At 37.7% G+C, this 11,668-nt stretch carries 5 protein-coding genes and 3 pseudogenes; all 8 read right to left on the reverse strand.

What is annotated here, in order from left to right; genetic code table 11:
• A pseudogene (locus HT708_RS03985) lies at window positions 1-397 on the reverse strand (N-acetylmannosamine-6-phosphate 2-epimerase); the annotation flags it as partial.
• 179 nt (window positions 398-576) lie between these two features.
• Window positions 577-1,680: a Gfo/Idh/MocA family oxidoreductase gene (locus tag HT708_RS03990; protein ID WP_023935702.1), complete on the reverse strand. Its 1,104-nt coding sequence runs from the start codon at window positions 1,678-1,680 to the stop codon at window positions 577-579.
• 230 nt (window positions 1,681-1,910) lie between these two features.
• A complete protein-coding gene (locus HT708_RS03995; protein WP_138704368.1) occupies window positions 1,911-2,744 on the reverse strand; it encodes a carbohydrate ABC transporter permease in 834 nt (277 codons plus the stop codon).
• Window positions 2,744-3,628: a sugar ABC transporter permease gene (locus HT708_RS04000; protein WP_000237984.1), complete on the reverse strand. Its 885-nt coding sequence runs from the start codon at window positions 3,626-3,628 to the stop codon at window positions 2,744-2,746. The genes HT708_RS03995 and HT708_RS04000 overlap by 1 nt, the downstream gene beginning before the upstream one ends.
• Window positions 3,629-3,706: 78 nt before the next feature.
• Window positions 3,707-5,043: pseudogene (locus tag HT708_RS04005) on the reverse strand (sugar ABC transporter substrate-binding protein).
• An 18-nt stretch (window positions 5,044-5,061) separates the two neighbouring features.
• A complete protein-coding gene (locus HT708_RS04010; RefSeq protein ID WP_000587463.1) occupies window positions 5,062-5,514 on the reverse strand; it encodes a YhcH/YjgK/YiaL family protein in 453 nt (150 codons plus the stop codon).
• 1,143 nt (window positions 5,515-6,657) lie between these two features.
• Window positions 6,658-7,630: pseudogene (locus HT708_RS04015) on the reverse strand (Rpn family recombination-promoting nuclease/putative transposase).
• Window positions 7,631-7,918: 288 nt separating this feature from the next.
• Window positions 7,919-11,530 carry a trypsin-like peptidase domain-containing protein gene (locus HT708_RS04020; RefSeq protein WP_172926019.1) on the reverse strand — a complete coding sequence of 1,204 codons (3,612 nt, stop codon included), beginning with the start codon at window positions 11,528-11,530 and terminating at the stop codon, window positions 7,919-7,921.
• Between the last annotated feature and the right edge of the window lie 138 nt (window positions 11,531-11,668).

Here is an 11,668-nt window from a genome sequence, read left to right on the forward strand (position 1 = left end):
GGTTAGGATATTTCTCCTTGACCTGACGAATGAACTCTTGAATTTCCAAACCATCGTAGCGTTCACGCTTGGTACAATCCAGAGCAATCACCTCGATGTCCAGTTCTGCCAATTCATCAACTTCTTTCATAGTAGCCGTGATGAAGGGTTCTTGTGGCGGATAATCTCGTTTGATTATCCCAATAATCGGAAGTTTGGTGACTTCCTTAATTTCCTTGATATCGCGAACACTATTGGCTCGGATACCGACTGCTCCACCTTGCTCAGCCGCTTTGACCAGCAAGGGAATCACCCCTCCCGCTTCTGTATAAAGCGGTTCATGAGGAAGAGCCTGACAAGAAACGATGATTCCATCTTTGATTTGTTCAATCAAGGCTTCTTTACTAATCTGTGGCATCTTCTTTCCTCCCTTTCTTTTTTCTTTATTTCTATGAGATTATTATACCTTAAAATTAAAACGCTTTCAATAGTTTGTAGTATAATAGATTTCAGTTTCAAAAACTAGCCAAGTCAAACAGCTCCTCTAAAAGTACTTTCAGAGGAGCAAGTCGACCTATAATAGGAGAATACCAAAATTTAGTTTACAATTTCTGACAATTTTACTTTGCGATCTTCAAACATAGACTGGGTACAAGCATCTGCAGTAGCAATTGCTTCTAGGGCAGCTTCACCTGTCAAAAGTTTTGCAAATTCTTCTGATACTGGAGCTCCTTCCATAATCTCATGCAGATAGCGCATTTCTTTATCAATGACAGATGATAGCCATAATGGAGTACGTTTACCTGGTTTACCATAAGCAATTGCTCCATCCATCTCTGTACTATGATAGATACGAGTCCGATCATCATCTTCTTCTTGCGATTCGTGAATCAAGAAATAGCTTTCTTGCCCATCTAGCTTAAGAGTTCCTTTACAGTTGAATAAGTCTAAGCGGATGGCACCTTTGCTTCCTTGGATTAAGACATAATGTTCACCCCAACGATAAGCTGAACCCCATTCTAACAAAGCAAAACGCTTATTAGAAAATTCCATATTGACAAAAATCATATCATCTTCATCACCGAAATGTTCACCTTCATGGGCCACATTTCCACCTGTCATGGTTACAGTTTCAGGCATGCTCCCCATAAGGAATTGAACGCAATCCAATTCATGGATGTGGTGATACAAGTGACCACCTGATTTTTCACGAATTTTTTTCCATGATACTGACGGTTGTTGTTCTTCCCAACCATTACGAGCTGTATGACAATATAGAACGTCTCCGATAACTCCTTGATTAATGAGTTCTTTTGCATGATGAACACCATTAAAGAAATTCATAATATGTCCTGCCATAAAGGTTACATTGTTTTCTTTACACGCATCTACCATCTCGCGACAATCTTGATAAGAAAGCGCAATTGGTTTTTCACAGAAAACATTTTTACCATGCTGTGCAGCCTTAATAACCGGTTCTTTATGAAGATTATTTGGAGTTGCGACGATAACACAATCTACTTCATCGCTAGAAACCAACTCATCTAGGGAACTTGCTACTTTTGCTCCCAATTCTTCTGTAATTACTTCTGCATTATCTGGATCATAGAGAAGAGTAATCTCTGCTCCATCATTCTTTTGCATATAACGAGCCAATTCAGCTCCAAAATACCCTGTTCCAACAACACCATATTTAACCATGTTTTTCTCCTTTATTATTGAATAAACTTTCTAATTTTAACTTATACTCTTCAAAAATCTCTTCAAACCGAGTCAACGTCGCCTTACTGTGCGTATGGTTACTGACTTCGTCAGCTTCATCTACAACCTCAAAAACGTGTTCTGAGCTGACTTCGTCAGTTTTATTTGCAACCTCAAAGCTGTACTTTGAGCAGCCTGCGGCTAGTTTGCTCTTTGATTTTCATTGAGTATTACTTCACAGATCCTTCTGACAATCCACTTGCAATCTTATTTTGGATGACAGAGAAGAAAATGATTGATGGAAGAACTACAATAACAGACGCTGCCATCATATCTCCCCAGTCTAGTATTTCTGAACAATTAAGTGAACGAAGGGCTACTGCTACTGTCATCTTTCCTGTATTGTTAATCAAAATCAAGGCATACAGGAATTCATTCCAAGCATTGATAAATGTATAAATAGCTGTTGCTACAATACCTGGTGCTACAATCGGTAGCACAACTTTATAAAACGTTACAAATTTATTTGCACCATCAATTCGAGCTGCTTCTTCAATTCCAATTGGAACTGTTTGGAAAAATCCAACTAAGAGCCAAACTGCATATGGAACACTAAAAGATAGATAAACCATCATCAAGCCAAATAAACTATTTGTTAACCCAACTTTAGCAATGGCAATTGAATAGGGAATTGCTAACAAAATTGGTGGGAAAATATAGGTAATGACGAGTAGTCTCGACATGATTGCTCCCAATTTAGGGAAGAATCGAACAATACCGTAGGCTGCCATAGCAGAAATAATAATCGCAATAAGGGTTGTAGCTAAGGCAATGATTAAACTATTTCGAATGTTATCAATAAAGTGCAAATCGTTGATAACATGTATAAAATAATCTAATGTAAACTGTTCAGGCCAAAATCGTGTTGGATACTGAGTCAATTCCCCTTTCCCCTTGACAGACGATATGATAATCCATACCAATGGGAAAATTGCAACAATAGTCGCACCAATCAAGAGTGCATGTGAGAGAATATCTAAATAAATACTGGATTTCTTCTTCATTATTTTCTACCCTCCTTTTCCCACTTACTGATGATAGCAAAGTAGATAAAGCAAATCGCCATCAAGAAGATAAAGAGCAACACTGTAACTGCTGAAGCACGACCCAACAATTTAGTGCCCCAACCCAGGTTGTAAGCAAAAATTGGAAGCGTCGTTGTAGCATTAGCCGGTCCACCACCCGTAATAAGGTAGATAATGTCAAAGTTATTAAAGATCCATACAGTTCTCAAAACAACTAGAAGCCCTACAACTACTTTAATATGTGGAAAGACGATAAACTTGAACACCTGCCAACTTGAAGCACCATCTATCTTAGCAGCCTCAAATTGTTCTTCTGGTACTGTTTGCAAAGCTGAAAGCACATTAACCATAATCATTGGTGCTCCAAACCAAATGTTGATAAACACCAAACATAGGAATGCCCATGTACTATCTGTCAAAAATGCAGGTGTATGTTCCATTAAACCTAATTTTACGATTAGATTAGGTAAGTAGCCATAAACCCCGTTTAGAATCCACTGCCAAGAGAAGGCAATAACGATGGTAGGAAATGCCCAAGGAACAATCAATAAGGTCCTATATAATTTCTTGAAGTGGCGTACTCTGTGAAGAGCTAAAGCCAATACAAACCCTACTAAAACTTGACCAACTAATGAGAAAATGGTCCACTTAATTGAATTAAAGAACGCATTAAAGAAGTTGGGATCTGATAGCACAGCTTTATAGTTAGCTAAACCAACAAATTTATAATTGGGCATAATCAAATGCTTATTGGTAAAGCTATAAAAAATACTCGAGAAAAACGGATAAACAAAGAGTAATCCTACGATAATCATAGCTGGCAAAACAAATATCCAGCGAGTTAAATTACGTTCTTTAACCATTCTCCTTCTCCCTTCTTTTACAAGATTGGGCTAGGGCTTTTCAGCTCACTAGCCCACCTATTTTCTTGTCTTTTACATCTACTGAACAGCCTCAAATAAATCGTTTAATTGTTTTTCTGCTTCTTTTGCAGCTTTCATAGGATCTGTTCCATTTGTAATGATATCTTGGAACATTTGTTCAATAATGTGTTGGTTAGTCAACATACCAGCTTGTACACTTGGTCCATTTTCATAACCAATAGCAGTACCTTTTTAACAGCTTCAGTAATCACTTCTTCAGCATGTTTAAATTTCTTACGAGTTTCATTTTCTTTATAGGCTGCAGAATCGCTAATCCCCTTAATAGTTGGCAACATACCTACTGGAGTTGAATCAAGGAATTTAACGTAGTCTTCTTCATTATAAAGTGCTTCTAAGAATGCTTTAGCAACTTCTGGATGTTTTGAATTTTTCCAAACAACCATTGGAATGTTTGAGGTCTCAATTCCTTGGTCTTTATCAGATTCTTTGATTTTTGGAATAGGATAAGCATCAATCGAATCAATCAATTGAGGACTGTTGGCATTGATTCCTCCGATATGGAAGCCAGAGTTAAAGTCAAATGCTGTTTTTCCTTGATAGAACAAGGTAGCTTGCTGAAGGACATTAAAGTTCAAAGAATCTTGAGGTGAGATTTCTTTATACAATTTAACCCAGTATTTAATACCATCTTGAGCAAGTTGACTTGTCAAGTCTGCTTTAAGATCTTTTGTTAAGAGGCTTCCTCCACCACTACGTACGTAGAAGTTCAAGAAACGTGTTGCCATTAAGTCATTTGTTCCAAACGGAACAGACAAGCCATAAACTCCAGCTTCTTTCAATTTTTTAGAAGCTTCATAGAGTTGATCCCAAGTTTTAGGAACCTCAATATTATGCTCTTTTAACAAATCTGTTCTAACCCACATGACTTGTGCATGTGAATAAAGAGGAACAGAGTAGTAATCATCTCCGATTTTTGCTTCATTTAAGGCAGTTTCGTTAAATTTATCTTGTCCAATACGCTTGATAGAATCATTTAGCGGAACCAAAGCATCTGAGTTGACCATTTCCATTACTTGGTTAGGAAGAGCTGTACTAATATCTGGCACATTTCCATTTGCTAAACCTGTAGTCCATTTAGTATAGAAGTCATTCCAAGAGAATGTTTCAATCTTGATTTTCGTTTTTGGATGCTTTTGCATGAAAGCATCTGCTGATTTTTGAATACTTTCTAAACGTGGTCCTTGAGTAAAGGAGTGCCACATTGTAATCTCACCAGATAATTCTGTCGGTGGTTCAGTACTAGTTGTACTTTCTTTCTTTCCTGAACAAGCTACCAAGGCAACGGCTGCTAGCGCAACTCCAGCTAGACATAAAAACTTTCTCATTTTTTTCATCGTTCTTCCCTTTCTACATTAAGAAATCGCAACTTTAAAGACAATTTTTTTCACAGGTTCATCATTTATACGAACCTTGGGTTGATGTAAATCTTCTGGAAAAGTGATGAGGCATTCGCCAGCTCTCAAATGAACCAACTGTTCCACTTTCCCTGTGTATAATTCAATATCCTTCTCTTCATCATACTCTTGGGTAACGCTTACATTTTTCGGCGACGTAACAGCCATGGCTTCTTCGTTTTCCAAAACTAAATGAATATCCAAATATTTTTGGTGTGTTTCAAAGAAAGCCCCTGCTTGACCATCTGCTAGATAAGTAAAGCAATTCCCAAACAATCGATCACCATCGATAGCAATCGAACCTTCTGTTAAATTTTCTAGTCCTGTTTTTTCTAGAAAATCTATTAATGTTGCAAAATGTGGATTTACTCCCACATAAGTTCCTAAACGGCTAATTTTTGTAATAATCATCTCTTCTAACCTCCTTTCTCAATCTATTTTTCCTATCCAAGTTCCCCATTCTTCTGTCTAGCATTTTCTACTAGAAGGACATAAAAACACTACACTCTCTAACCTATACTCTTTGAAAATCTCTTCAAACCACAGTCGCTTCACCTTGGATTATATAGGTCAGTCTTATCTACAACCTCAAAGCGGTGTTTTGGGCAATCTACTGCTAGCTTGCTAGTTTCTTCTTTGATTTTCATTCAGTATCTCCTCAATCTTCACAAGGAGGTCTGATTTTTCTAGCGACAAACAGAATAAATAAGTTAGTTCAATGAGCTACCTTCCTTATAGATGAAATTGATATTCATGAAGGAAGTCCGCCCTTTATTTTTTGCAAAAGATACTAGTATGAATCTATTTGGGGACTTGAATTTATAAGCTGCTCACTTCGTTTTTCTAAAATAATTCTAATCTATTATTCTAGCACTAATAGACTCTTTGGCTAAATCTCCTTTCTACATCTCGTTTCACCAAAAACTTTTAAGAGAGAAATACTCTATATTTCATTCTCTAAATTAGTTTTGTTACCGTTTTCAATTAGAGTATACTTTTTTTTTAGTATTTCAAGTCTTTTTCTAATTTGGAATTTAGTTTCAAATCTTTTTAAGTATATAAACTACATTAAAAGTACTTTCAAAAATAATCAAATTCTTACAACACTTGTTTCGAGTGGACAAGATAAAAAACAAGAAAGTCAATTTTAGGAGAAAACAAGGTTAATAGTCACATGATATAATGCAATGATGTAAAAATCGAACAAATTGATTGGAAAATTCAAACCAATTTCTAACAATGATTTAAGAATTGTTGTGTCCTAATATAGATTCAATGCACTATAAAACGCATAATATCAAGTTTTTTAATTACCTGATACTATGCGTGTTTGTGATTTTTAAGATTTTATGCCTAGAGTCTCTATATGAGGACTTAAAAAAACTGACTCGTAGATGATTTCCTAAAGTCAATCCTCTTACCTAAAAAAACGACTTCTAAAAAAGTTGCCTTCATCGAGAGGTGAAGCAATGATTGTCCTAAAAAATAGTTGGATCGCAAATCTCTCTGAAAATTTCTTCTCTCTGCCTAACTTGAATTTGAGATTCAACATTCTTATTTATGATGGTCTTTCAATAATACTTCAAACTCAGCAACGGTCATGCCCAACTGCTGACTGGCAACCTCGGAAGTCAGAAGTCCTTGGTGGACTAGATTTAGTAGCATAGACAAACTTCCTTCAACTTTCCCACGTTCAAGTCCTTGTTCTAAACCTTTTTCGATGCCTTGTTCAATCCCCTCTGCGCGACCACGTTCAAGACCTCTCTAAACCTTTTTCCTCAGCTTGCTCCAAAGCATAGTCCTGTGCTAATAAGGCTTGTTCTTCACGCCTGCGTTGTTCACTAAACATTCTCCTGTCCTCCTCGGACCAGCTCTTGTAGTCCAGCAGTTGGTCTGCTTGGCTGATGGCTCGCTCGGGTTGTTGGGTAAAGGGTTTATTCCCAAAAAACTCCAACCACGGTTTGCGAATGCTATCTTTGCTGGTTTCTCTGTATTTTCTTAATTCCAAGAACGCCATCTTGACTAGATGATGTTCCTGTCCATTATTTGTGATGGTTAAGACCTCACCTGTCGTATCCTCGCGCATGCTAAAGCTATGAAAAGCTAAGTCATCTTGAAAATAATTACTGTCCACGATAGCGATAGCATATACTGGTGCAATATGTTTGTAACTCTGGTGTGTATCACCTTCTCGTTGGCGAATTTTTTCTAGGTTTTGATTGACCTGACTACATAGGTAAGCCCACAGGCGATTGATGAAAAAATTCTGATGATGAACCTGAATTTCAATGATTACTTGGGTTCCATTATCCAACTCCACCAAGACATCAATACTGGTATAGAAATCTTGCGCCGAATAGGGCATGGAAGTCAAGACATGAATATTGCTTCCCTCCAAAATGGTCACATTTTTTGCTGGTAAATCCAGCATATCGCGGATAAATTGACAAGTGATTTCTGGGTTGCTAAAGATTTTCTTAGCAACCAAATCATTGGTCGGGCTAATGCCCGGATGTCTTAGAATCATATTTCCTCTCCTTTCATTATAGCACATTTTTAAATCTAGGTTTACTAGATTCACTGCTACTACCTATTTATTCGGAAAAGAAAGACAAAAGGAGCGAGAAAGTTAAAAATTATTAATCCTAATCACTTGTAAAGAGATAAATCTTGCTCATATTATTTATTAAAGACTCTATTTTACAAAAAAGATTACAAAATCAGCCGTTTTAGAGAACTCTTACCACTTCCTAGACTATTAATTCTAATGTTTTTTATACTACTCGCTTGCTCATCAATAGGTCATAAAGCAAAATCAGTTGATCCATTCCCCGTACTCGTTCACTCTATAGCCGTCTGGTGTTAGCGAATTGAAAAGTAGTTTCCCAAAAGCATCGATATAGTACCACTTTCCTTTATAATAAATCCATGTATTGGATTCCATGGAACCAGATGATCCTAAGTAGTACCACGCGCCACTTGAATCTTGGAACCAGCCTACCTCCATCATGCCATTATCCTTGAGATAATACCAATTACCGTCTGTATCCTGTATCCAACCGGTTTGCATGATTCCATTCGCATCAAAATAATACCATGCATCATTTTCTTTCATCCAGCCTGTCCGTTCTTTCCCATCGGAATTTCTAAAATACCACTGATTATTTATCTTATGCCATCCTCTTTGTTGATTATATGTAATAACAGAATGTTCAACAGTAGAAAGTGACATGTTATCCGCTTCAACGCCAAAAACAGCTGTTAACGATGACGAACCTGTCCCGTTCATTGTGAATTGAGCAGTGGTTTCTGGGCTAGATAATCTTTCCTGTTTTGATGGAGTCTTTATTTTTCTCTCATCTCGGTGCCCTTCTACTGTCAATTTTTCTCCACCTGTAACTTTAGCCACAAAGTCTGGAACTTCCACTCTTTCAGGGACTAGTTCTTTTGAAGATACTATAGACTTCCCAAGGTCTCCTGGTATTTTTTCTCCCGATACTAAAACCTCTGACTCTGAAAATTCCTCACTAGACGCAGGCAGTTCTTCTCTGATCGGCGCATCTTTTGGAACTAGAAACTCTACTTTATCTGGAGATACCACTTCCTCTTTGAGATTACTTGAGTTTTCTTCCGTCGATGACACCACTTCCTTCACACCCTTAAGAACCACACGTTCTTTCATAGGTGTAACCTCGACTGTACGAGAATTTTCAACAATCTTTCCATCAGCTAAGACCTTATAAGTCACCGTAGTAACTTCTTTACCTACATACCCCTCCGAAACAACCTCCGTTTTCCCTTTCTCTAACTCTTCGGAGTCCTCAAAACGCTCTGTAATCGGAAGTTCTTTTATGACACTGTTGGGTTTAATACCTAAAGTAATCACCTTGGATTGAGGAGCTATTTTCTTCTCAGAAACTTGAGAAGATACCGCTCCTGTATACTTATCTACTTGATAAGTAGTAGTTCGAGTAACCACCCCTCCTTTACCCTCTACAACTGAACGGAAACCAAGCTCTTTTGTTTCATCTCCTTGGTAAAGAGTATCAAAAGCAATCGATTCTTTTTCTACTTTCGGCTTAGTACCTTTATACACTACTCGGTAAATAAGTGGAACACCTTTTTTTTCACCCTTAGTATCCTCTGTACGCTCTTTTCCAACCTCAAGGGTACTATCACCTTCGTAAGTGGTAATAACCTCTGTTTTCGGCTCCTTTTGCGGTTTGAGAGGAGGTTCTACTTTATCTTTATCAGACTCTATTTTAGGTGTACTTGGTTTTTCGTCTTTTGGAGTTGAAGGAAGTTTATCCTTATCCTTCTCATCCACCAAAACTTCATCTTTTACATAGACAGGCTCTTTTGGTTTACCTTCAATATAAGAACGAACCCAATCCAGTTGCTCTTTTGATAAAACCAAACCACCACTGCGGCTTCCTACGACACCATTTTGGTGAACTCCAATTAAAGTACCTTTGTCATTATAAAGACCACCACCAGACGCTCCGGGTTTTGTGCCTTCATAGCTGATACCCTCAACACCTGAACCGAAGTCTGTAGTTCCTACTACTTTGCTATCTAAAACTGGACTTAGCTTGTTATCTGGAAAACCATAGACCGAAACTGAATCCCCCTCTGCAACTTTCGAAGATTGTTTTACAACCTCTACAGGAGTTACCGCTTTGAAATCTTCTTTTAGTCGAACCAAGGCTAAGTCATTTTTAAATCCAAATACGGAATCTTTTTTATTCCAATAAACAATATCATCATCTGAAAAATGCACAGACTGACCATTCGGTAAGGTTGCTTTATACACTGTATTGGTACGACCAGATTTCGTAACGACCTCAGAACCTTTAACTGTTAAAAAATTATGAGCGACTGTTAATACTAGATTTTGTGCAATTAAGGTACCAGACCCTGACCCATCTGGCGTTTGAATATGCGTTGTAGCATAAAAATTTTCTGAACCATTCGGAGCTTGTAACACCTCTTTACTAGGCACAGGTAAGTTGGATTTGCCACTCAAGTCAACCTTACCAACCTCCGTTCTTGCGAAATCAGAAGACGAAGTAGATGAAGGATTTACTGAGTCAACAACAGCTTTTATAATGGTATTACCTAAAGCTAACTTACTGATATATTCATCAGACCAACTTGTATCATTAGCCAACTTGTTTATAGACACTCCATTGTAAGAAACCACTTTGGCTTTAGGAGAACTTGCTACCAACTGCTTAAAATCAGGGTTTTGTCTCAAATGAAACTCTAAACCACTTCCAACAGGACCTTCCTGAACAACCTTATCTGAAATCAAAGGATTGCCTTTAGTATCTTCTACACGTAATACTACTCGACCTTTTTCTTCACCTTTTACTAAAGTAGCTCGACCTTTTTCATCAAAACGATACAAAGCGCCGTCAATCTCAGACTCTACATCTTTTAAAGCTATATGATTTTCATCATAGTAGTAACGGTTTGCACCATCTATATACCAACCCTTTATACCATATTTATCAATCATAGAACGAATCCAAGTTCTGTGCTTTTCCGTAAAGATAGTACCACCGCCAATACGCTCACTCTCAGGAGCGTTTGAAGTATTTGTTCCGTGCTGGTGGATACCGACTACCTCTCCCTTATCATTAAACAAAGGAGCACCTGAAAAACCTCCCAAAGCTGAGGAATGATAAGTGACTGCACCGCTCTCTTTATTGATACTGCTCACAGTTGTTGAGACTGAATAAGCCTTACCGTCTTTCAAGCGAGCTTTATTTTCTTTACTTAAATTTGGAGTAGAAAAATCATTGGGATATCCGACCATAGTGATTTTATCACCAGTAGAAACCTCTTTATCACTCAACTCTCTTGGAGAGTCTTCTCCCCCTGTCATAGCTTCTACAGGCTTTTTAGTTACCACTACTGCTAAGTCGTTGCTATAGTCTTTACCAAAGTCTTTGCCGTTATACAAGTGAATAGAGTCTTTTTCAAGAGCTTCTGATACCCCTGAAGTAGGTACTTTATTGCTTTTCTCCTTTTCCGAGTTCATCACAACATAACTACGAGCAGACTCCCCACCACGCAAGACCGCAGACTTATCATCTTGGTTTTTATCATAGTAGTTATGAGCTACTGTTACCATCACATTCGGCGCTACAAAGACACCGCTACCTGATGCGGTTTGTTTCCCACTCGTACCACTATCATAAGTGGTATAAGTCATAGCAACACCCTCAGCGGACTTCTCATGAACGCTCACATCTTTTATATCATCGCCACCTTGAATAACGTCAGCATAAACGACCCCACCACCAATAACTGGTAAATCAGGAACCGATAATCCAATCATACTCACCAATGCCAGACATCCCACCAATCCATAAGCTTTTGACTTACGAAATTTTCCTAAACCCTTTAAATATAAAAACATCTTTTTCCTCACTTTAGTTTCTAATACTTATTTATCCAGATATAATAGCTTACAATCTTTTAAAATCTTCAAATAAGTTATGATTGTTCCATACTCTTCAAACCATGTCAGCCTTGTCGTGCCGTATGTATATGTTAC

Source organism: Streptococcus sp. 3613 (assembly GCF_013277375.1).
GTDB lineage: Bacteria > Bacillota > Bacilli > Lactobacillales > Streptococcaceae > Streptococcus > Streptococcus pseudopneumoniae.

Coding starts and splice junctions, on each gene's coding strand:
- HT708_RS03990 (WP_023935702.1), bottom strand. CDS start 1,680: ATGGTTAAATATGGTGTTGTTGGAACAGGGTATTTTGGAGCTGAATTG.
- HT708_RS03995 (WP_138704368.1), bottom strand. CDS start 2,744: ATGAAGAAGAAATCCAGTATTTATTTAGATATTCTCTCACATGCACTC.
- HT708_RS04000 (WP_000237984.1), bottom strand. CDS start 3,628: ATGGTTAAAGAACGTAATTTAACTCGCTGGATATTTGTTTTGCCAGCT.
- HT708_RS04010 (WP_000587463.1), bottom strand. CDS start 5,514: ATGATTATTACAAAAATTAGCCGTTTAGGAACTTATGTGGGAGTAAAT.
- HT708_RS04020 (WP_172926019.1), bottom strand. CDS start 11,530: ATGTTTTTATATTTAAAGGGTTTAGGAAAATTTCGTAAGTCAAAAGCT.